13 protein-coding genes, 1 pseudogene and 1 CRISPR repeat array are annotated in these 21,534 nt (G+C 70.5%); of the genes and pseudogenes, 3 read left to right on the forward strand and 11 right to left on the reverse strand.

Translation table 11 applies throughout. From position 1 onward, the window contains the following. Positions 1-686, forward strand: a pseudogene (locus tag I55_RS16615) (IS630 family transposase); the annotation flags it as partial. A 46-nt stretch (positions 687-732) separates the two neighbouring features. Then, a CRISPR array of direct repeats spans positions 733-1,035; the repeat unit is 36 nt; unit sequence GTTGCGGCTGGACCGCAAATCCCTATCGGCTAAACT. A 73-nt stretch (positions 1,036-1,108) separates the two neighbouring features. On the opposite strand, the gene cas2 reads toward I55_RS16615, so the two are convergent. From cas2 to I55_RS37125, 6 genes are all read right to left on the reverse strand, one after another. After that, positions 1,109-1,405, reverse strand: coding sequence for a CRISPR-associated endonuclease Cas2 (gene cas2 / locus I55_RS16620; RefSeq protein WP_252181178.1), 297 nt, complete (start codon positions 1,403-1,405; stop codon positions 1,109-1,111). Beyond that, positions 1,389-2,405 (reverse strand): type II CRISPR-associated endonuclease Cas1, encoded by a 1,017-nt coding sequence (gene cas1 / locus I55_RS16625; RefSeq protein ID WP_252181179.1) that lies wholly within the window; start codon positions 2,403-2,405, stop codon positions 1,389-1,391. Before cas1 ends, cas2 begins: the two co-directional genes overlap by 17 nt. A 6-nt stretch (positions 2,406-2,411) precedes the next feature. After that, on the reverse strand, positions 2,412-5,636 hold the full coding sequence (cas9, locus tag I55_RS16630; protein WP_044561697.1) for a type II CRISPR RNA-guided endonuclease Cas9: 3,225 nt from the start codon (positions 5,634-5,636) through the stop codon (positions 2,412-2,414). Between the two features lie 287 nt (positions 5,637-5,923). Next, complete coding sequence (locus I55_RS16635; RefSeq protein WP_044561698.1) at positions 5,924-6,178, reverse strand: hypothetical protein; 255 nt, start codon at positions 6,176-6,178, stop codon at positions 5,924-5,926. Positions 6,179-6,317: 139 nt separating this feature from the next. Next, positions 6,318-7,808, reverse strand: coding sequence for a class I SAM-dependent methyltransferase (locus I55_RS16640; protein WP_049974204.1), 1,491 nt, complete (start codon positions 7,806-7,808; stop codon positions 6,318-6,320). An 83-nt stretch (positions 7,809-7,891) separates the two neighbouring features. Beyond that, positions 7,892-8,875: a glycosyltransferase gene (locus I55_RS37125; protein WP_049974205.1), complete on the reverse strand. Its 984-nt coding sequence runs from the start codon at positions 8,873-8,875 to the stop codon at positions 7,892-7,894. Positions 8,876-9,195: 320 nt separating this feature from the next. Between I55_RS37125 and I55_RS16650 the strand changes: the two genes are divergently transcribed. Then, positions 9,196-11,163: a glycosyltransferase gene (locus I55_RS16650; RefSeq protein ID WP_049974206.1), complete on the forward strand. Its 1,968-nt coding sequence runs from the start codon at positions 9,196-9,198 to the stop codon at positions 11,161-11,163. Positions 11,164-11,190: 27 nt separating this feature from the next. Here the strand turns inward: I55_RS16650 and I55_RS16655 are convergent, their stop codons facing one another. Together I55_RS16655 and I55_RS16660 are read right to left on the reverse strand one after the other, a co-directional pair. Further along, positions 11,191-14,667 carry a diguanylate cyclase gene (locus I55_RS16655; RefSeq protein ID WP_049974207.1) on the reverse strand — a complete coding sequence of 1,159 codons (3,477 nt, stop codon included), beginning with the start codon at positions 14,665-14,667 and terminating at the stop codon, positions 11,191-11,193. Between the two features lie 232 nt (positions 14,668-14,899). Then, positions 14,900-17,356: a tetratricopeptide repeat protein gene (locus I55_RS16660; RefSeq protein ID WP_159107218.1), complete on the reverse strand. Its 2,457-nt coding sequence runs from the start codon at positions 17,354-17,356 to the stop codon at positions 14,900-14,902. A 238-nt stretch (positions 17,357-17,594) separates the two neighbouring features. Between I55_RS16660 and I55_RS16665 the strand changes: the two genes are divergently transcribed. After that, the gene (locus I55_RS16665; RefSeq protein ID WP_252181180.1) at positions 17,595-18,242 is read left to right on the forward strand and encodes an SIS domain-containing protein; all 648 of its coding nucleotides are present in this window, start codon (positions 17,595-17,597) and stop codon (positions 18,240-18,242) included. Between the two features lie 8 nt (positions 18,243-18,250). Here I55_RS16665 and I55_RS16670 read toward each other — a convergent pair whose 3' ends face one another. From I55_RS16670 to I55_RS16680, 3 genes are all read right to left on the reverse strand, one after another. Then, entirely contained in the window at positions 18,251-19,468 is a 1,218-nt protein-coding gene (locus tag I55_RS16670) for an MFS transporter (protein WP_044561700.1), read from the reverse strand. Between the two features lie 109 nt (positions 19,469-19,577). Beyond that, the gene (locus I55_RS16675; RefSeq protein WP_252181181.1) at positions 19,578-20,162 is read right to left on the reverse strand and encodes a nucleotidyltransferase family protein; all 585 of its coding nucleotides are present in this window, start codon (positions 20,160-20,162) and stop codon (positions 19,578-19,580) included. Between the two features lie 127 nt (positions 20,163-20,289). Then, on the reverse strand, positions 20,290-21,534 hold a 1,245-nt coding region (locus tag I55_RS16680), incomplete at its 5' end, for a TonB-dependent receptor (protein ID WP_044561701.1).

The raw sequence follows: 21,534 nt of genomic DNA on the forward strand, positions 1-21,534 counted from the left end.
CGCGAGCTGGCGGACCCGAATTTGAAGGTGGACTACCGCTCGTCCTGGGAGTTCGTGCATGCTGAGAAACTGAGTTATAAAAAAAGACGTTGGTCGCCACGGAAAGAAGCCGGCCGGACATCGCCCGCCACCGTGAGCGATGGCTGAGACTGCGACCGGGGATCGACCCGTCTCGATTGGTGTTCATCGACGAGACGTGGACCAAGACTAACATGGCGCCGTTGCGAGGCTGGGCCCCGCGTGGGCAACGGTTACCTGGTCCGGCCCCCTTCGGCCATTGGAATACCATGACCTTCATCGCCGCGTTGCGCCAAGATCGCGTGGATGCGCCGTGGCTGATCAAGGGGCCGATCAACGGCGAGCGCTTCAGGATCTATACCGAGCAGGTCCTTGTCCCGACATTGAAGCCCAACGACATCGTCATCATGGACAATCTCGGCTCACATAAAGGCAAGGCCGTCCGGGATGCCATACGGGCGGCCGGGGCTAGGGTGATCTTCCTTCCAAAATACTCACCCGACCTGAACCCCATCGAGCAGTTCTTCGCCAAACTCAAGCATCATCTGCGTCAAGCTCAAGAGCGATCTGCCGATGGCCTCTGTGCCGCCATCGGCAAAACTCTCCAAACCGTCACTCCCGCAGAGTGTTCAAACTACCTCGCCAATGCAGGGTATGTGCGAACCTAAAATCATCTCGCTCTAAACTGGAGATTGCCAGGCTACCACCGGCGGTGCCGTTGCGGCTGGACCGCAAATCCCTATCGGCTAAACTGATGTCCAAATCGACTACGCACAAGACGCCGTTGCGGCTGGACCGCAAATCCCTATCGGCTAAACTGATGTCCAAATCGACTACGCACAAGACGCCGTTGCGGCTGGACCGCAAATCCCTATCGGCTAAACTGTTGAAGGCGCAGTAGCCGGTCTTCTGGCCGTTGCGGCTGGACCGCAAATCCCTATCGGCTAAACTAATGGAAGATGGCGGCCGAGGCCGAGGGTGGTTGCGGCTGGACCGCAAATCCCTATCGGCTAAACTCGGACCGGAAACAACCCCTTGAAAAGAAGGGCTGTTTCCGGTTCCAGTCCCAGCAAAAATCCCCACACGGGCCTCAGAACAAGGCCAGCTGGGCGGGGTTTTGATTGGTCTTGCGGCGTTTGCCATCATAGGTGCCGATGTTCTGATACTGCCGGTCGGTGATGGTGACGATCTGGACGCTGCCCTTGGACGGGATGTTGGTGGCCACCTTGCGGGACAGCGCCTCCACCTGTTCCTTGCCCACGCACCAGCGCAGATAGACGGAAAACTGGGCCATGTGGAAACCCTGGTCCAACAGGAACAGGCGGAACCGGGTGGCCGCCCGCCGCTGTGGCTTGGTCAGGACCGGCAGGTCAAACAGTACCATCATCCACATGATCCTGTACCCATTCAAAGCCATCGTCCGCCCCCTCCGTCGCTCCCCGGTCACGGCCCGTATCGCCGGCCACCAGGTCCAGCGGCAAGGGGGTGAGGGGCAGATCCAGGTCCGGCCGCCCCGTTTCGAACGCCTGCGCCAGTGAGGCCGCCAGGCGGATGACGCAGGTGGACAGGGGCGTGGTGCCCCGGCTGGTGGCCATGTCCATGACCAGCAGGGCGGCCAGCTGGCGCTTGGCCTCCGGCGTCACCTGATCCATGCCTTGGCGGACCAGGTCCACCACCACGGCGTCCACCAGGGGCCGGAACGGTTCCATGACGTCGTCCACCAGGCACAGCGGGTTGCCCCGGTTGGCGTGGTGCACGCCGATGGAAGGATGCAGGCCGGCGGCCAGCACCGCGCGGGCCACCGCCCCGCGCAGCACGGCGTAGCCGTAGTTCAGCAGCGCGTTGACGCCGCCCGCGTCGGCGTCGCGCCGGAACTCCGCGCCCATCAGCAGGGGCCAGTAGCGCCGGGCCGCCTGCGCTTCGATATTGTCCGGGTCGCCGGAGCGCACGGCCCGCGCCAGGGTGGCGAAGGCCCCGTGCGGCAGGCCCATGCGCGCCAGCACCGCGCCCTGGTTTTCCACCTTGGCCCGCACCAGCCCCTGCCACAGCCGCTTGGTCAGGGGCTTGCCGGCCTCGATCTGATCGCGCACCCGGCCGGCCTGGGCATGGTGCCCCACCACCGGCATCAGCACCGACACCGGCTGGTGGTTGGTGCCGCAGACCACCAGGCCAACGCCCCGCTCCGCCAGGGCCTGCAACAGGTTGGCGGAGAAGGTCAGCGCCCGGGCGCTGGCGATCACCGCCTCCACATCGTCCAGGGGCACGCGGCCGACCTCGTCCCCCCGTTCCTCAACCACCAGGAAGCCCCGGTGGACGGACAGGTGCCGGCCGTCGGTCGCGATATCGACCACCCGTCCAGGCACCCGCCCGGGCCCCCGTCCCGCCATGGTCGCCTACTCCGCCACGGCAGGGGACGCGGCGTCCGCCGGCGGGCCGGGGTCGCGCAGCCGACCCGAGGGTGTCACCACTACCTTGCGCGCGGCCTTGCGGCGCAGGACGTTGAAGCTGGCGAAGGTCCATCGGAAGGGATCGGCCGGATCGGCGTGGCGCTTGTCCATCTCGCCCCCCTCCTGGTGCGGCGCCAGGCGCAGGCGCTGGTTGGCCACATCCAGACCCCACACCCGCATGACCTGCAACTTGCCGTCCTGTTCCAGCCGGATCATGTCGCCCTTGTACAGACGCATGACCACGTCCGGCCCCGGCTCCGGCAGCCGGCCACCGGCCCCCGCCTGCTTGGCGGCGGCGAACAGGGTGACGGCCCGCCCCATCCACTTGCCATCAGGCAGGCGCACCACGTCCACGCACAGATTGTCGCCGGGAACCACGGCGCGATAAGGCGCGCCGGTGTGCCGGCGACGGATGATTTCGAAGGAGGCTTCCGGCTTGGTCAGGCGCACGTGGCGCAGACCCGGCCATTTATGGTCTTTCCGTCGCGCGAAGCTTTCCAGCGCCTGGCGATGATCGCGGCCCTGGATGGCCTCGGCCGCGATATGGGTCAGCAGGGTTTCGCGCAACAGCGGGTCGCGGATGCGCAAGACCTCCTTCGGCGTCAGGGTGTCGAAGCCCTTGCGGTGGACCAAGGTATGGCCGGCGGGAACGTAGGGCGCGCTCTTGCCATCCGCCCCAGCCCCGACGGCGGGCAGGATGCCGTAGCTGGTGTCCTCATGCAGGCGGCCGGTGACGCCGTGGTCCGGCTTCACCGACACGACGATGCGGGCCAGATGGTCGCGCACCTGGTCATGGAACCAGTTGTGGCGGGGGTGGAAATCCTCCAGCAGGCGGTCCAGGTCCTTGGCCTCCGCCGCGCGCGCCGCCGTCTGCACCGCCTGGATGGTGCGCTGGTCCAGGATGGCGATGACGGCGGCGTCCACGGCGTGATGGCGCTGGTCATTGCGGTTCTTCTCGCCATCAATGGCCAGGAAGTCGTTCAGGCCCCACTTGCGCCGCAGCAGCCCCACCAGGGTGCCCGGCATGGCCCGCACCCGGTCCCCCTGGTTCCGCAGGTCATAGAGGCAGCTGAGATACTGCCGCGCCAGGCGGGAGAGGTAGCGGGTGTCGTTCATGTGCCGCTCCAGGAAGGCGTCCTGGTTGTCGAAGCGGTCCATGGCGTCGGGCTGGAAGCGCCATTGCTTGTTGCGCGGCAGGCGCCACACCCGGTCCAGGATGTCCGCCCAGTCGTACCCGGGCCGCCGGTTGTCGCCGAACGCCTCCCACGGGGATTGGTTGCGCTTGTCCCGGTTGGCGTGGCGCACGCACAGGATGCGGTTGGCGACGCTGTCGTCCAGGGTGCGGCTGTAGGGCAGGATATGGTCGATGTCGATGTCGCCGTCGAACAGGCGCTTCAGCCCAATGGGCTCCCCCGTGTAGACGCAGCGGCGCTGCACCCCGTCGAACGGCAACTCATCGTAAAGGCGCAGGCGGATGAGGTTGTCCCCCGTCACGGCCTGGCCCAGGTCAGCCAGCTGCCGGCGCCGCCGGTCATTGTCCCGCTGGTTCTCCGCCTGCTTGCGCAGTTTCTTGCGGCGCTCCTCGGCGCTGTCGTTCAGGTCACGGGCCAGTTCCACCACGATCTCATGGGGCTTGCCGTACTCACGGATCAGGTCGTTCACCAGGGTGCGGATCTGGTTCAGGCCGATATGCACCGTGGGGTTGGCGATGCGGCCAATGCGCACGAAGGGATCCCGGTCCTTCTCATCACCCGTGCCGAAGGACAGGAAGCGTTCCAGCGCCGGCACCTCGGCATAGGGCGGCAGGGTGGGCAGCCCCTCGCCCACGCCGCGCAGGTCGGAATGGTGCAGGCCGATCTCCGCCGCCGCCTTGGTGTAGTCCAGTCCCTGCTGTTCCATGGGCGGCAGCAGTTCGGTGATCGCCCGGCGCCCCAGGCGGCAGTGCCCCTCCGGCAGGGTGGCGGAGGACACCGCCCTAGCCTGTTCCTCCGTCAGGCCGAAGCGGTCGCGCAGCCAGGGCAGCAGGTCCTCCTCCCGCTCCGTCTCCAGCAGGCGGTGGACGACCTCGTCCTGTTCCTCCTCCGGCAGGGCCAGCCACAGCTTGCCGAAGCGCTTCGGTTGCTTCAGCACGGCGGCGGTGCCGTCGCCCTTCAGCCGGTCCCGGCGCTCATCGGACAGGTTCAGCACCTCCCCCTCCGCCAGGTCCAGCAGGGTGGCGATGGCGGTGAAGGTGACGTCCCCCTTGACCGCCAGCCGGTCCAGCAGGGCGGTGCGCTGCGCCAAGGTCAGCTTGCGCGGGTTCTGACCGCGCGCCAGCACCCGCAGGTTCGCCACCTCCTGCGCCATGCGGAAGCGCTGGGCGGCGGGATAGGCCCAGGCCAGGCGCTGGTCCTGTGGGTAAAAGGTGCAGCGGCCGGGGTCCAGCGGCTTCAGCGGGCGCTGGTGGAAGATGACGCCCCGCAGATGCTCCCAATCCTCCGGCGCGATGCCGGGGTGGTGGGGCGCCTGCGCCGCCCGGATGGCGTCGAACTCCCGTTCCAGCAAAGGGCGGGAGGGATAGAAGGGATAGCGCGCCTGGGCGCCCGCCCCCTCCATCCGCGTGCGCACGGTGTACAGATGCTTGTCCACGCCTGGCGCGCGCAGGGCCCGCCGCGCCGCCAGCCAGGCGCCGAAGGTGGCGGCGCCCGCCGCCGTGATCTCCTCCTGCAACTGGTTGACGCCCAAGGCGATCTTGCCGGCCTCGTTCGCGTCCTCCCCGCCCTTGCGGGAGGAGCGGAAACCCCGCCGCTGGTTCAGGTGGAACAGCACCCGCCCCAGCTCCAGGGGGGCCAGCGCCCGGTCCAGCGCCGCCGCGCGCAAGGGGTAGGGGTCGACCGCCGCCTGCGCCGTCCGCCCGGCCGGGTCCCCAGGCACCAGGCCCAGCCGCGCCAGGGTCGCCAGCAGGCGCCGCTGACGCTGCAGGAACCGGTCCCGCCGCCGCCGCGCCCCGCGCGCCAGGCGCCGGTCCATGGCCAGGCTGGTGCCCGATTGCGGATCCCGCCCATCGGGGAACACGCGCACCCCCATGCGCAGAATGCCCACGGGCTCGAATTTCTCCGCGCTCAGTTCAAGGGCGCACCAGCCGATGGAGGTGGCGCCGACGTCAAGGGAGAGGCGGTAGGGCTTGGGCATGGGCTTTCCGCGAGCATATTTTTATCAGTGCCCGCAAGATTTGCATGCCTTACCACACGTTGCAAATATGCCAAAGATAGTTCGTCGCTGGCGTGTTTGTATTTGACCCCTCGCTCGGAGGGGCTTTTAATGAACTCAGGATGTCTGCTTCCAAGTCTTAGCCGATAGGGATTTGCGGTCCATCCGTTAACACGTGCTGGGCTCGTCCCATGCGCACCGAATGCGGGGCGGTCCTTCGGGGCCGCCCCCTTCGTTTTTGGGCTTCGGAAGCCGGACGGAAAATCCGCTCAGCGCCGCTGCGGGCACTCGGGCTTGCCGCAGGGGGCGGAGGCGCGGGCAATGTAGGCCCCGCAGATGGGGCAGGCGCGCAGATCCTCGGTCACCGGCTCGGGGGCGCGGGGGCCGGCGTTGCGGGTGTTGTGGGTGGGGGTGGGGCCTGTGGCTTGCGTGGCCATGCGGCGCCGCTGGGCGGCCGCCCCCCACTGATAGGCCTTCCACACCAGGACGACCAGCCCGACCAGAACCACCAGTTTCGCCAGCATCACAGGCCCCGCGACACGGCGGAACGGGAACGGAAGGGGCGGAGGATCATGGGGCGGGTCGTCTGGCGAACGGGAGGGGCGGCGGAGCTTAAGCCCGCCGGGGTGCCGCCGTCAAAGCGGCTGATCACACCACGTCCCGTCACACCACGCCCAGCCGCGCCAGGCGGGACAGGGCGTCCGGGGGCATCACCACCTCACCCGCCCAATGGGCGGCCAGGGCCCGCATCTCCTCCACCGAGGCCAGGACGCCGCCGCCGGTGACGGCCGAGGCCAGGCGTTCGGGCAGGCGCGCCTCCGCGTCCAAGGGGGCGCCGGCCACCAGGCTGTCGGCCAGCAGGGCCTGGTTCAGGCGGCGCACGCCGGGCAGGGCCGCCTGGATTTGCGCGTCGGCCAGGCAGGGGGCCAGCACGTCGCCCGCCACCAGGATGGCGACGGCGCGCAACAGACAGCCAGCGCTGTCCGGTCCCCAGTCCGCCACCGTGCGCGCCAGATGCTCCACCAGGTCGGCCAGGGTGGCGGGACCGCCGGCCAGCACCGCCAGCACGGGGTGGAACAGGCGCGAGACCTCGGGATCCGGTGGGCCCAGGGGCAGGGTGAAGTCCGGCAATGCCGCCCCCGGTTCGCCCAGCGCCACCAGGCGCAGCGCGCCCAGCCTGGCCACGCGCTGGCGGGCGTCCAGCGCCAGCGGCCCGCGCACGAAGATGTCGCGGCGCAGCGGCTGGTTGGTGACATAGTCCTTCACCGTCTCGGCCAGGGCCCGGGTGGGGGCCGCGGCGGCCATGTCCTGCTGCGTTCGGGTCATCATCAGGTCGGGGAAGTTCTCCACCCAAGCGGCGCTGCCGGCGTAGCTGAGCTTGGCGGCCGCCAGGTCGTCCGCCACCTGGGCGTGATAGGCCGGGCGCCAGCCGCTGTGCATGTATTCATGCACCAGGTAGGGGGCGGTGGCGCCGCGCAGCCGGTCGGCCCGGGCGCTGGCGGCGGCGTTGCCGGTGAAATAGCCGGCCCCCTGGTTCAGCAGGTGCAGCAGCAGGTCGCGCGCCTGGTCGCCGGCGGCGGCCTTGGGCCCGGGCAGCGCCTGGCCGTAGGCGTTCAGCAGGAACTGCACCGGCATGGCCGCAGCCCAGCCCGGCAGGCAGTTGTAGCTGAGATAGGCGGCCCCGCCCGGCTTCAGCCGCCGGGCGATGAGGCGGGCGATGTGGCCCCGGCTTTCCTCCCCCACCCAGGTGTACACGCCGTGCAGGGCGACATAGTCCACCGGCGGCAACAGGCCGGCGGCATCCTCCGCCAGCTCGGCGAAGTCGGCCTCCATCAGGCGGATGTTGGACAGGCCGGCGGCGCGCGCCAGGCGCTGGGCGCCGTGGATGTGGGTGGGGTTGAAGTCGACGGCGATGACGGTCACGTCCGGCCGCGCCGCCGCCAGCGCCAGGGCCGACAGGCCGTGGCCGCAGCCCAGTTCCAGCCAGACCGGCCCTTGCGCCCCGTCATCCCCCTGCCCGCGCCCCGGTTCCTGCGGCGGCGCCACGCCGGCCAGCGCCAGGGCCGTGTCCAGCCACAGCGGCGACAGTTCGCGGTACCAGCCCCGGGTGTAGTCGATGTCGGAGGCGTAGCCCCGGGTCCAGTCGGCGGTCATGGGCGGTGTCCCTGTTTCGAAAAGCGACTGATAGTGCGCGCGCCGGCCGGCGACAAGCCCGGCTTGGGGGGTGGCGGGCGCCGTCAGTCCGCCGGCCGGCGGACCAGCCCCCGCCACAGCCCGCCGGCGAAGGCCGCGAGCTTGGCCACCCGCCCCCGTTCGAGCAGCGCGATCTTGATGGCGGTGGAGGCCAGGATGCGCAGGGTCCAGCCGGTGAGCGCCGGCACGGCGCGGCCGTGCAGCCGCCAGGTCCATATCGCGTTGCGCGCCTGGAACCAGCGGCGGGAGGCGGCGTGATGGGTAACGGCCACCGCCCGGCCGGCCGCCTTGACATGGGTGGCGGCGCCCAGCCGGTGGTCCACCAGCGCGTCGCGCACCGCCACCAGGCGGAAGCCGGCGCGGCGCAGGCGCAGGGCGTAATCCACATCCACCCAGTCGATGAAGAAATCATCCCGCAGGGGGCCGCAGGCGCGGGCGGCCCGGGCGGCGACCAGGCTGCCCGAGGCGGGGGCCAGCAGCAGGTCGGGCAGCAGGGGTCCGTCAAACCCCGTCCTGACGGCCCAGCGGCGACCGTCGGCGCTGACCACCCAGGGGGATTCGGGCCGGGGGGAGTCGGGCCAGGGGGAGTCGGGCCCGCCGTCGGCTTCCACATTGCGGGCGGCCAAAAGGCCGGTGTCCGCCGGCGCCAGGGCCAGGGCGGCGGCGAAGGCGGCGCGCAAACCCGGACGCGCCACGCTGTCCTGGTCCAGCAGCAACAGCCAGTCATGGCCGTCCGCCAGGGCACGGGCCATCAGCCGGTTCTGCGCCGCCGCCAGGCCGATGTTCGCGGCGTCGGACAACAGGATGGCGCCGCCGCCGGCCGCCCCGTCCGCCAGCGCCCCGTCCACCCGCGCCCGATCCACCCGCGCGTCGTCGGCGGCGTCCCGTCCCCGTTCCTGCTGGAACAGGTAGACGCGGTCCGCCGCGCCGGCGGCGGCGGCCACGCAGGCGGCCAGCCCATCGTCGGGCCGGTAGGCCACGACCAGGGCGGCGATGGTGCCAGGGAAGGGGGGGGCGGAAACATCCATGGTCGTCTGGATAGCAGCCGGCCCCGGCCTTGGCGATATCCCTTTGAGCCCGACCGCTTGGCCGGCCAGCCCGCTACCCAGGGTGGAGCGGCCCCGGCCCCCGCTTTGCCGCTTGACCCGGTGGGGCACTCTCCCCCATGAATCGCTTAAGAACGACGAGGGCGGACCCATGTGGAAGGGGACCGCCTGTTTTGGGGGAGCGCCGATCGGCGCCGGGGCAGACCGGTGCGGGATTGGCGCTTTGTTGTTTCTGGGGACCGGCGATGCCGTGGCGTCACCGGCACCGAAGCCGTTTTTCCAGGAGACGGGGCGACCGGCACGTGGACAAGAAGAACCCGGACCATCCCCCCGCGCGGGGCCCCCAGGACGCCGTGGCCTCGCCCGACCTGGCATCACCCGATTTGGCCTCTTCCCATTTGGAGGGCGCGCCGCTGGGCGCTCATCCGGGCAGCGTGCACGTGCCCGGCACCGCCATCGACGCGGCGCCGCCACCGCCCACGCGCCCCCTGCGCGGCCCCACGGGCATGGCGCTGGTCCGGGCCTTGAGCCGCATGGTCGCCCAAGGCCAATTCGCCGACGTGGCCAGCCGGCTGTGGCAATCCCTGGCCCCGCGGTCCTTCTACCGCGCCTGGACCTTGCGCCGCGACGGCCCGCGCCGCACCGAGGCGGGAGAGATTTCCGTGGCCCTGGCCCGCCTGCCGGCCCCCCCGCGCCTGAGCCTGATCATGCTGGGACCGGAAAGCAGCGGCCTGAAGCCGGCGGTCTGGACCGTGGCCGTGCGCCGCACGGTGGACAGCCTGGCGCGGCAGATCCACGACAATTGGGAATTGTGGCTGCCCGCCGACGCGCCGGCCGATTTCCGCGATCCGCGCGTCAAGCGCCGTGGCGCCGGCCTGCCCGCCCTGTCCCAGGTGGAGGGCGACACGGTGGCGCTGCTGTCGCCCGGCGACCTGCTGCCACGCCACGCCCTGGCGCTGTGCGTGCTTGCCATGGCGCAGAACCCGGATACGCAGATCCTGTACACCGATGAGGAATGGACCGATCGCCTGGGCCATCCCCTGCGCCCGGTGCTGAAGCCCGCCTTCGACCCGGACCTGCTGTACGGGTCCGGCGGCGTCTATCCCGGGCAGCTGCTGCTGATGCGCACCAGCCTGGCGCGTCGCGCCATGGCCGTGGGCCAGACGCCCGGCCGGCTGGACCGCTACCGCCTGCTGCTGGAGGCGGCGCACCTGGCCGGGCGTACACACGTCCGGCACATGCCGCGCGTGCTGCTGCGCCGCCGCCGCCCCCTGCCGGTGGGCGGACTGGCCGCCCTGCAGTCCTTCCTGGCGACCTACCATCCCGGCGCGGTGGCTGAGCCGGTGACGGAGAAGGACGCCAAGGGCGACGGCCATAACGCGCGGCGCGTCATCTGGCCGCTGCCGGAACGCCCACCGGTGGTCAGCCTGTTGATGCCCACCCGCGACCGGGTGGAGATGCTGCGCCCCTGCGTCGAAGCCATCCTGCTTGAGACCCGCTATCCCGCCTTCGAGCTGGTGGTGATGGACCACGAGTCGCGCGACCCGGAGACGCTGGAGTATCTGGAGGCGTTGCGTCAGCGGCCGGGCGTCCGGGTCATTCCCCACCGCGGCCCCTTCAACTTCGCCGACATGATGAACCGCGCCGCCGTCACCGCCGCCGGCGAGGTGCTGGTGTTCCTGAACGACGACATGGAACCACAGGATCCCGACTGGCTGCGGGAACTGGTGTCCCAGGCCGTGCGCCCGGACATCGGCGCGGTGGGCCCCAAGGTCCTGTCGACCAACGGCGCCATCATGCATGGCGGCATCGTCCTGGGCCTGGGCAGCGGGCCGGGCGCCGCCCGCCTGGCGGGATCACGCTTCGCCGGGCGGCCGGGCGACACCGTGGGCGACCTGGGCATCGGCCTGTGCGCCCACCGGGTCAGCGCCGTGGCCAGCGCCTGCATGGCCATCCGCCGCAGCTGTTTCGAGGCGGTGGGCGGTTTCGACGCCGAGACCTTCCCTGTCGCCTTCAACGACGTGGACATCTGCCTGCGCCTGGAACAAGCCGGTTACGCCACCCTGTGGACACCCCATGCCGTGCTGACGGCGCTGGAACCCTACGCCTCCGACCGGCGGGAGCGTGTGGAGCATGAACGCCTGGCCTTCCTGGAGCGCTGGGGCGCCGCCATCGGCCATGACCGCACCTGGAACCCCGGCTTGTCGCTGGACGGGCCGGAGGACTGGCTGGCCCTGCCCGGGCTGGTGCACGGGCCGGTCACCCGCTGAAGCGCCGCCGATATCATTTGGCCGATATCATTTGGAGGCGACGCCGGGCAGATCCGGGGCGGCCGCCGGCTCCTCCGCCGCGGCGGGCGGAGTCAAGTCATAGGCCGCGCGCTCATAGGGATCGACCAGGGTGGCGTCCTCCAGGCCGGCCAGCCGGGCCAGCGGCTCCAGCGGCGGGGCGTCCGCGACGGGGATGGGCGCCGCGGCGCCCTCCGCCGACGGGACGATGGCCCAGCCCATGCGTGCGGACCGTTCCACCTCGTTATAGGCCAGCACCGTGCGGTTGCGGCCGCCCTTCTTGGCCTGGTACAGCGCGCCGTCGGCCCGGGCCAGCAAATCCTCCAGCGTCTCATCCGGGGAGCGCCACTGGGCCACGCCCAGGCTGGCGGTGACCTGGGCCACCTGGCCATCATAGGCGACCTCCATCTCCGCCAGGCTGGTGCGGATGCGCTCGGCCACCACCTGGGCGCCGGCGATGTCGGTTTCCGGCAGCAGCAGCATGATCTCCTCCCCACCGAAGCGGGCCAGGAGATCCACGGCGCGGCAGGCCTTGACCGCCACGCCCACGGCGGCGCGCAGCACCTCATCCCCCATCAGGTGGCCGAAGGTGTCGTTGATGCGCTTGAAATGGTCCAGGTCGAACAGGATGACGGAGAAGGAGCGGCCATACCGGCGCGAGCGGTCGCACTCCAGCCGCGCCAGTTCGAAGAAGCGGCGGCGGTTCAGGACGCCGGTCAGGGGGTCGGTGCTGGCCAGCTGTTCCAGCTTGGTGTTGGCGGCGCGCAGGTCCCGGGTGCGGGCGGCGACGATCCGGCTCAGGGCCCGTTCCCGCCGCAGCTGCGCCTCGGTCCGCACCGCCAGCACGCAGGCCAGCACGGCCACGGCGCAGAAGACGAGCATCAGGCGGAACCAGGCCTGTTCGTACCAGTGGGGCAGCACCTTCAGATGGAAGGCCAGTTCCGCCATGGGGGCGATGGACAGGTCGTCCGCCGTGCGGACCGGCGCTGCCGGGCCGGGGTCGGCCACCGGCTGGGTGTCCGGGTCGAACCCGGCCGTCACCTCCTGCCGGTTGGACAAAGCCAGCCCCGGCAGATCGGTCCAGGCGCGCAAGCGGAAAGTATAGTCGCCCCGCGGCAGGTTGGTGTAGACGGCCTGGGGCAGGGCGCCCGCCACCTCCACCCAATTCTCATCGAAGCCATCCAGGCGATAGGCGTAGCGGGTGTCGTGCGGGGCGCGGAAGTCCAGCAGCGACAGGGCCAGGCGGATGGTCTTCACGCCCGCGCCCAGGGTCAGCGTTCCCCCCGGCGATGGCAAGCGGCCGGGCGGCAGCGCCTTATGGTTCACGTCCGCCGCCGTAATGGCCAGGACGCCCACAGGCGACGAGGACGGCAGCAGGCCGGGCCGCACCACGGTCAGGCCACCCAGGCCCCCGAACAGCACCTCGCCCCCTGGGCCTTGGCCCGCCGCCTTGATATTGAACGCGCGGACCTGCACCCCGTCCCGCGCCCCCAGGACGCGGGGGGGAAAGCCCGGGCCCTCGAACTTGACCACGCTGGCGGCGGTGGCCGCCCAGATGGTGCCCGACCCATCCACGGCTAACGAACTGACGGCGTTGTTGGCCAAGCCGTCCATCTCATTGATCACCCGGGGCACCACCACCCCCGCCCTGCCCGCCCGCAGGTCGCGCATCTGGGAAGGGGTCAGCACGGCCACGCCGCCGCCATAGGTGCCGATCCACAAATTGCCCACGCCATCCACGGCCAGGTCGTTGACCACGTTGTGGGGCAATGACCCGCCGGCGCCCGCCTGGGATGACTTGCGCAAGGTGTGGAAGCGCAGGCGCGGCAGGTCTGTCACGTCGGCCACCGCCACGCCGCCTATGGTTGCCAGCCATATGGCGCCGTCCCGCACCAGGATGCTGTTCACCTGATCGGCCGGCAGGCTTTCCGGATGCGAAGGATCATGCGCGAGGTGGACAAGGCCGCCGTCCGGCCGCCGGACGTACAGTCCGTCATATCCGCCCACCAGCACGCTGTCGCCCACGGCGGCCAGGGACAGGATCAGTGTGTCGTCCAGCGCCGGGATCCAGGACGGGGTGACGGCCAGGGTGTGGGGATCGACGCGCGCCAGCCCCCGCCCCCCTGCCAGCACGCCGCCATCAGGCAGGGATGCCATGCTGTGGACGTCCCATCCCCGCTCAGCTCCCGGCAATCGCAGGTGGCGCAGCGTGCCGGCCGACAGGTCGATGACGTCGACCAGCCCGCGGGCCAGGCCCAGCCAGATCCGTCCGTGCCCATCGACGGTCAGCGCATGCACGTCCGGGGCGCCCAGGCCCGGCCGGCCGGTCGCCGCCGGCCACACCGTCGCGATGGCGCGCTGGTCCGGTTCCACCCGGTCCAAGCCGCGCTCGGTCCCCACCCACAGGTTGCCGCTATGGTCACGCAGCAGGCCGCGCACCACGTCCCCAGCCAGGGAACTGCCCACCCCTTCGGAATGGGTCAAGCCGGTCAGAACGCCACTGTCGCGATCCACGACCAGGATGCCGGCCCCGTCGGTGGCCAGCCACAAGGGACCGTCCGCCCCGTCGGGTTCGACAATGGCGCGTATGGTGTGGCGCGCGGCCGCCCCATCAGCCCCGGTCAGGCCGTGGATGGCGCGAACGGCACCTGTTTTCCCGTCGATGACCAGGGCGCCCCGTTCCCCGGTTCCCACCCACACGTCACCCCGGTCATCCTCATAAAGCGACCAGACGTCGTCGGCCAAGGCGTCGATTGCGGCGGTGGCGGTGGACGCCACCACCCGGGTGAACACCGTTTCGCCCGCGGCCCTGCGGTACAGTCCCGGGTGCCCGCCCAGCCAGAGGGTGCCGCGGCTGTCCTCCAGCACCGAAAAAAGGCGGGGGCAGAGGCCGGCCGGGCCGGAATCGATCACCGGCGTGGCGGCATGGCTGCCGGGCTGGTAATGGTCCAGGCCCAGATCCGACACGACCCAGGCGCCACCGTCGCGGGCCTGCGCCAAGGCCATGATGCGGCTGGCGGCGTCCCCGCGCGTGATCGGCACGGGACGGAAGCCGTTGGCCTCGAAGTCGAACCGCACCAGGCCGCCGGCGTTGGTCCCCACCAGCAGGCTTTCGTCACCCGTGAACAGCAGGGCGCGCACATAGCCGTCGGGCAAGGTGCGCGACAGGCCGCCCAGGGGGCCACCGGTCGGACCGGCGACCTGCATATCGGGCGCCCCCCGATAGACCTGAGCGCGATAGCCGTCGAAGCGCACCAGGCCCCCCAGGGTTCCGAACCAGATGATGCCCTGCCGGGTCTGCGCCAGGCTGGTCACCACGTCGCTGGGCAGGCGCAGCGAACCGGGGAAATGGTCGAAGGCGGGGCCGGTGAAGCGGGCCCAGGGGTCGGGTGTCGCCGGAGCGGGCGCCACGGAATCGGCGGCCGGGGCGGGCAAGGACGCGCACGCCAGCAGGAGCGCAAGCGCCAGCCGCCGCGCCAACGCCATCCCCCCGATACCCGCCCGCAAGAAGCGCCGTCCGATCATGATGGCCCGAGTGCCCGTCGCCCTTCCCACGCATGTTCCAAGCAATTGCAGCCGCGCGCGAACGGCAGCGACAGGCATGGTTAACGCCAAATGATTACCAAATCCTCGCCAACGATCGGCCAGCCACCGATTTCCCCCGGCCGTTCTGCCCCGGCGGAACGGCGAACGCCAGGGGGCCCGCCCGCGCAAAAGGTTAGGCACCGTCCCTGAGCGGTGGCAGCTGGAAGAAATCATCCAGTGCGCGGCGCCCGTCGCCGGCATGCAGGGCCGCGACCACCCGGGCCAGCCGTTCCCCAATATCAGGCAGGGTCTTCTCCGGCAGAATCTGCACGAAGGCGCCGCCGCCCAGGCGATGAACACGCCCCTCCATGCCGATGGGCACCAGACGGCCGGGCGTCAACGCCCATTGGATGCCCGCCACCAGCGCCACCTGGTCCAGGTAATAGCCCAGCGGCGACAGCCCCCGGCGGGCACGGTCCAGATGGTACAGCAGGAAGTCCGCGACCCCCCGGACGAAGCCGTCGGCCTGCGGGCCCGCCCCCACCGCCACCAGCCCACCGCCGGCGGCGTCATACGGCGCCGCCAAGTTGTCCGGCCCCCAGGTGGTGGCCACCGGCCGGTCCGGCGTCAGCGCGGCGGCGAAGCGGGCGGGATCGGTCAGGAAGGCGGCATCGATGTCGGCCACCACCAACGGCGCCCCATAGCGGTCCCGCAGCTGCGGCAGGCGCAGGAAGCGCGCGGCCGTCAGGTAGGTCAGGCGGGATTGCGCATCCAAGCCCGGGTCCAGCGCTTCCGTCGACCAGCCCAGGCGCAGGGTGGCGGCGACTTCGGCCAGGAAATCGACATCGCCCGGCGCCGGGTCGCAGATGTGGACGTGCAGGCGGCCACCCGGCACCGCCGCCGTGATGGAAGCGGCCAGGAGGGGCAGGAAACGACGGACATAGCCGCTGTCGGCCGCCACCAGCACCACCGGCTCCGCCTCCGCCGCCGCGCCCGGCGCCATCGGGCCCCAGGCCAAGGTGGCGGCGTAGGCGTCGCGGAGGGTGGCTGCCGCCGCCGTCCATCGCCGGAAGTCGTCACCCAGCGGGATTTGCGCCGCGAAGGCCAGGGCCGGCGCCAGGCTGGTGAAGCAGGCCCGGGCCGCCGTCTCGTCCCCCAGGCGCAGGGCGACACAGCCGTCCAGGAAGGTGAACCACGGATCCAGGAGGGGATCCCATCCCCGGCCCGCCGGGACGACCGCGGCCACCAGCCGGCGCAGGCTGTCGGCCGCGCCTTCCACCCCGCCCGCCCGCGTCAGAAGGCGGTTGCCGGTTTCCAGCGCCACGTAATAGGCGGCTTTCCGAAAATATCCCCGGACCTGCCACTCACCGGCGATCCAGGCCACCAGGCGGCCCAACGCCGCCCAGGCCCCGTCCGCCACAGGGGCGATGTCGGCCAGCAGATGGGCCAGGCGGTGGCAGTCCGCCATCCCGGCCTCGCCCTGGCCCGGCACCAAAGTCAGGATGTCGGGCAGCAGGGCGGCCGCGGCGGGGATGTCGCCCCGGGCCACCAGCAAGCCGGCACGGTTGCAGGCCGCCGCCCCCCGGAGGTCCGGCGGCAGGGTCTCCGCCATCAGGGCGCGGTAGGCGTCCAGGGCTTCCGCCGTGCGGCCAGCCTGCTCCAGCATCCGCGCCCGGGAAAACAGCAGGTCGGCGCGACCGGGATCCAGCGCCAGCGCCCGGTCCAGCACCTCCACCGCCGCTGACGGCCGATCCTGCTTGGCCAACACCTGCCACAGCGCCTCATGGGCGGTGATATTGCCGGGATCCTGGTCCACCACCGTCCGGAAGCAGTCGGCCGCCGAATCCAGCCGCCCCTGGGCGTCCAGCAGCTGCCCCAGGCCGAAGCGGGCCGGCAGCAGACCGGACGCCAGGGACAGTGCCGACCGATAGGCGGCGATGGCATCCTGGGGACGGCCCGTCGCCTGCAGCAGCGCCCCCTGGGCCTGCAGCGTCTGGGCGGCCAGGCCGGGGTCGGCCGTCGCCAGGCCGGGAACGGCCACGCTGGCCTCGTAGGCGGCCAGGGCGGCGTCCGTCGCGCCCTGGGCCTCGCGCACACGGGCCAGCGTGCTGAGCGCCGCCGCCTTCCGGACGTCCCGGCCATGCCGGGCGGCGCGTTCCAGGGCGTCGCCCGCCTCGTCAAGGCGCCCCAGGGCCTGCAGGCAACGCCCCTGATCCAGCGCCAGGTCGGCATCCGCAGGCAGCAGGCGGGCCGCGCGCGCGAACAGCCGCGCCGCCTCCTCCCGGCCACCGGACAGACCATCCAGCAGGCGCGCCGCCGCCGCCAGCGCCTCGACCTGGTCCGGCTGCCGGGCCAGGACGGCGCGGAATTGCTCTACGGCCGGCGCGATCTGGCCGGACGCCGCAAGCGCCTTGGCCAGGTTCAGGCGATAGGCCACGGCATCGGGCCGCAGGGCCAACGCGCGTTCCAGCCCCGCCACCGCCGCCTCGAACCGCCCTTCCTGGGCATCCACCACGCCCAACAGGTATAGGGCGTCGGCGGTATCCGGGGCGGCGGCCAGTATCCGGCCATAGAGGATGCGCGCCTCCGCCAGGCGGCCCGCCTGGTGGTGGTCCACGGCCGTCTGCAACGCTTCGGCTATCGTCGCCACGCAAGTCCCCTTAGCAAACCGCCCCCTCGGCGAACAGCCTGGCAGCACGCCTCTGACGCGCCGGTCCCACCCATGCCAGACTGTGAATGGTCACCATAGTGTCGACCAGACAGGCCGGGCCATTCAAGCATGTCCAGGGGAGACGGCTTTCCCGCCGGCCCGGCCCGGTAGTTGCTGAAGTCCGTGTCCCGTCCCTGTACCATGCCCGCCACCACGCAACCGACGGCATGGGCGCGCCTTGTCAGAGAAACCTCCCCCGGAGTCCCGGTTCCCCGCGCACATTTATGAAGAGTGCGGCGCCTATGGCGAAGACTATTTCCAGGCCGTCGCCCGCGCCCAGGCGTCGGTGGACCGCCAGGCCCTGAGCCGGGCCGCCACCGTGCTGGCCGGGGCGATCAGCGCCGGCCGCACCCTGTTCTCCTGCGGCAACGGCGGTTCCGCCGCCATCGCCAACCACCTGGTGTGCGACTGCCTGAAGGGCATCCGCACCGACACGACGGTGAAGCCGGTGGTGCACAGCCTGGTGGCGACGATGGAGGTCATCACCGCCATCGCCAATGACATGGCCTATGACCAGGTGTTCGCCTATCAGGTCCAGTCCTATGTGCGGCCGGGCGACGTGCTGATCGCCATCAGCTCATCGGGGAATTCGCCCAACATCGTGAACGCGCTGACGGCGGCGCGGGCCCAGGGGGCCCATACCATCGCCATGACCGGCTTCACCGGCGGCGCGGCCGCAGCACTGGCCGACGTCAGCCTGCATGTGGACGCGCACAACTACGGCGTCGTCGAGGACGTGCACCAGTCCATCATGCACCTGCTGGCCCAGTTTCTGCGTCAGCGGCACATGACCGACCCGGTGCTGGCGGCCAGCCGCCCGTTCTGACAGAGGTTCTACGCGTCCCGCCGGCGAGCGTGAGCGATCAGCCAGCAGGCCAGCAGCAGCAGCGCGATGGCCCCGCCGGTGGCGGAGACGGCCAGCCATCCGCCCAGTTCCCAGGCCAGGCTGGCCACGGCCGAGCCGCAGGCGCCGCCCACGAAATAGGTGGTGAGATAGACGGTGGTGACCCGCCCCCGGGCGCCATGGTTGCTGGCGTAGATGACGCTCTGGTTGGTGATCTGCAGGCCCTGCACGCCCACGTCCAGCAGCAGGATGCCGGCGGTCAGCGCCACCAGGGAGCCCAGCAGGGACGGCGCCGTCAGGGCCATCAGCCCCCAGGCCACCAGGCAGGCGGCGGCGAACAGGCCGGTGGCCTGATGGGCGTGGCCCCGGTCGGCCAGGCGGCCGGCCCGGCTGGCGGCCAACGCCCCGGCCAGGCCCGCCAGGCCAAACAGGCCGATGGTCGCCTGGTCGAAGTGGTAGGGCGCGTCGCTGAGCACGAAGGTCAGGCCCGTCCACAGCACGCTGAAGCCGGCGAAGCCCAGGGCACCCATCAATGAGCGCCAGCGCAGGGTGGCATCGTCGCGGGCCAGGGCCAGCACGGACGCCATCAGCCGGCCATAGGGGATGCTGGGCCGGGCGGGGTCGGCCGGCAGCGTCCGCGCCAGCAGGGCGCCCAGCACCATCATGACCACGGCGGCGGTGACATAGACCGCCCGCCAGCCGGCATAATGGGCGATGGCGCCGGCGATGGTGCGGGCCAGCAGGATGCCCAGGATCAGCCCGCTCATCACCGTGCCCACGGTGCGCCCGCGGCGATGGTCCGGCGCCAGGGAGGCGGCGAAGGGCACCGCCACCTGGGCGGCGCACGACAGCAACCCCACGCCCAGCGAGGCCGCCGCGAAGGTGAGGAAGCTGGGGCTGGCCGCCGCCGCCAGCAGCAGGCACACGCACAGGCCCAGCAGGCCCAGGATCAGCCGCTTGCGGTCATGGGTGTCGCCCAGCGGCACCACCAGCAGCAGCCCCAGCGCATAGCCAACCTGGGTCACGGTCACCAGCATGCCGGCCCGGCCCATGCCCACCTGGAAGCTGGCGGCGATGTCGGCCAGCAGGGGCTGGACATAATAGATGTTGGCGACCACGGCGCCGCAGGTGACGGCGAACAGCCAGGTCAGGCCGGCGGATAGGCCGACCTGCATGCTGGGGGACGTGGTTCGGGACGACACGGACATGGGCGGCGGACCTGCGCGGCAAAAGCGGGACGGCCGTCCTCAGTACCGGGTATCGCGCAAATAGGAAACGGTTAGTTGCGAAAACCAGCCCCGTTCGCCGCGCGGCCCCTCAGCCCTCTTCCACCCGCAGCAGGGGCCAGCGTTCCAGCCAGCGCTTGTCCCGCACCCGCTGGCGCATGATGTCCAGCTTCGCCCCCTGGAATGGCGGCGTGGGGCGGATGACGCGGCCGAACAAATCGTCCAGCCCATAGGGCGCCAGGATGTCCAGCCCGTCCGTCGCCGTCAGGCGCACGGCGACGGCCGTGGCCGTCTCCGGCCAGTGGCGCAGCGCGTCGGCGGCCGACGCGTAGGGCGCGTCGCCGTTGCGGCCGTGCATACGCGCCTGGTTTTTCACCGACCAGGCCACGCCCGGCGTGTGCGCCAACAGGCGGTCGGTCAGGGCGCGATCCAGGGCGACGGACGCCCGGCCGGCGTCGAACCACACCACGTCCACATCGCTGTCGGAATGGATGGAGGGATGCTGGCGGCCGCATCCCTGGTGGTGCAGGTGGTCCCAAACCGCGTTGCGCACGAAGCCAGCGCCGATCCAACAGTCCGGCAAGTCCAGGGCCCGGACCTGGACCAGCAGGCGCACGCGTGAAGCATCGCCCAGGATCAGGGCCCGCAACCGCTCGCCCAAGGTCAGCTGGTGCACGGGCGATCTCCGCTTTACCTGGAAAAAGGATGGGCCCCGCCGGTCACCCGGCGAGGCCCCTGAAGGATATAGGACTTTATTCATACGCCCGTGGTGCAAAAGGTCACACCACGGAAAGGCGACGTTCTCAGAACTTCTTGCGCAGGGAGATGAAGACGGAAGCGGGGGCGCCCGCCTGCAGGGTCTGGAAGCTGCCCGTCGGATCGCTGACGGTGTAGCCGTTGGTCCCGATGGAAGAGATGAAGTGACGGTCGAACAGGTTGGTGACGTTGCCCTGGATTTCCAGGTCACGCTGCCAGCCGCCACCCTGGAAGCGATAGCCCAGGCTGAGGTCGAACGTCGCGTAGCCCGGCACCTTCCCGTCGTTGATGTAGGTGTAATACCGCTCGCTCATGTAATTGCCCGAGATGGCGCCGAAAATCTCGCCATTGTCGAAGGTCAGCTCGGCCTTCACCATGTTCTGCGGGCTGTCCACCGTGATCTTGCCCTTGGTGGCGGCGTACAGCGTGCCATCGCCGTTCAGGGTGTCGCTGTCGTAGGTCGACTTGTTATAGGAGTAGGAGCCGTACAGCGACCAGTTCTTCACGAACTTCCAGGTGCCGGCCAGCTCGATACCCTTGGAGGTGACACCACCCACGTTGGACAGGGCGGACGGGTTGCCCTGGATGCCCGAGCCCACGGTGGTGGCCAGCAGGCGGTCATGGAAGCTGACATAGTAGGCGGCGGCCACCGCCTCGAACGTGTCGACATGGGCGCGGTAGCCCAGTTCGAAGGCGTCGGAGGTTTCGGGCTTCAGCTTGTTCTTGATGGCATTGAAGCCGGACTGGGTGGTGGAGAACGGGCCATCGGTGTGTGAGCTGACGAAGGCGCGGGCGTTCTGGGCGTAGTCGCCGAAGATCTCGCTGGCGTCGTTCAGTTCGTAGTTGAAGCCCACCTGCGGCAGGAAGCCCTTGGAGGTGTCGATGCTGCCGTTGATGAAATCGCTGGCGGACGAACCGATGATGGTCTTGCTTTCGTTGTCGACCTTGATGGACTTGAAGCCGTAGTTGACCTTCAGCTTGTCCAGCAGCTGCCAGGTGTCCTGCAGGTGGAAGACGTAGGTCTTGGTGTTGAAGGCGTACTGCCACTGGGTGAAGAAGGGGTTCGACTGGAATTCATCGGCCGTGCGGCCCGGCGAATTAACCCCCAGGCCATAGAAGCGACGGGCTTGGTCGAAGTCGTTGTTCTCAAACCACAGGCCGCCCTCGATGGTGTGGTCGGCCAGCTTGTAGGTCAGGCTGTCCACCGTGCCGATGCGCGACACCGTGTATTCGGTGGTGCGCATGGAGATGGGGGAACCGCCGAAGGCCGCCGGCGTGGCCAGGTAGGGGGT

It is taken from the genome of Azospirillum sp. B4 (assembly GCF_000333275.1).
In the GTDB taxonomy this organism is placed as follows: domain Bacteria; phylum Pseudomonadota; class Alphaproteobacteria; order Azospirillales; family Azospirillaceae; genus Nitrospirillum.

Coding starts and splice junctions, on each gene's coding strand:
- cas2 (WP_252181178.1), bottom strand. CDS start 1,405: ATGATGGTACTGTTTGACCTGCCGGTCCTGACCAAGCCACAGCGGCGG.
- cas1 (WP_252181179.1), bottom strand. CDS start 2,405: ATGGCGGGACGGGGGCCCGGGCGGGTGCCTGGACGGGTGGTCGATATC.
- cas9 (WP_044561697.1), bottom strand. CDS start 5,636: ATGCCCAAGCCCTACCGCCTCTCCCTTGACGTCGGCGCCACCTCCATC.
- I55_RS16635 (WP_044561698.1), bottom strand. CDS start 6,178: ATGCTGGCGAAACTGGTGGTTCTGGTCGGGCTGGTCGTCCTGGTGTGG.
- I55_RS16640 (WP_049974204.1), bottom strand. CDS start 7,808: ATGACCGCCGACTGGACCCGGGGCTACGCCTCCGACATCGACTACACC.
- I55_RS37125 (WP_049974205.1), bottom strand. CDS start 8,875: ATGGATGTTTCCGCCCCCCCCTTCCCTGGCACCATCGCCGCCCTGGTC.
- I55_RS16655 (WP_049974207.1), bottom strand. CDS start 14,667: ATGGCGTTGGCGCGGCGGCTGGCGCTTGCGCTCCTGCTGGCGTGCGCG.
- I55_RS16670 (WP_044561700.1), bottom strand. CDS start 19,468: ATGTCCGTGTCGTCCCGAACCACGTCCCCCAGCATGCAGGTCGGCCTA.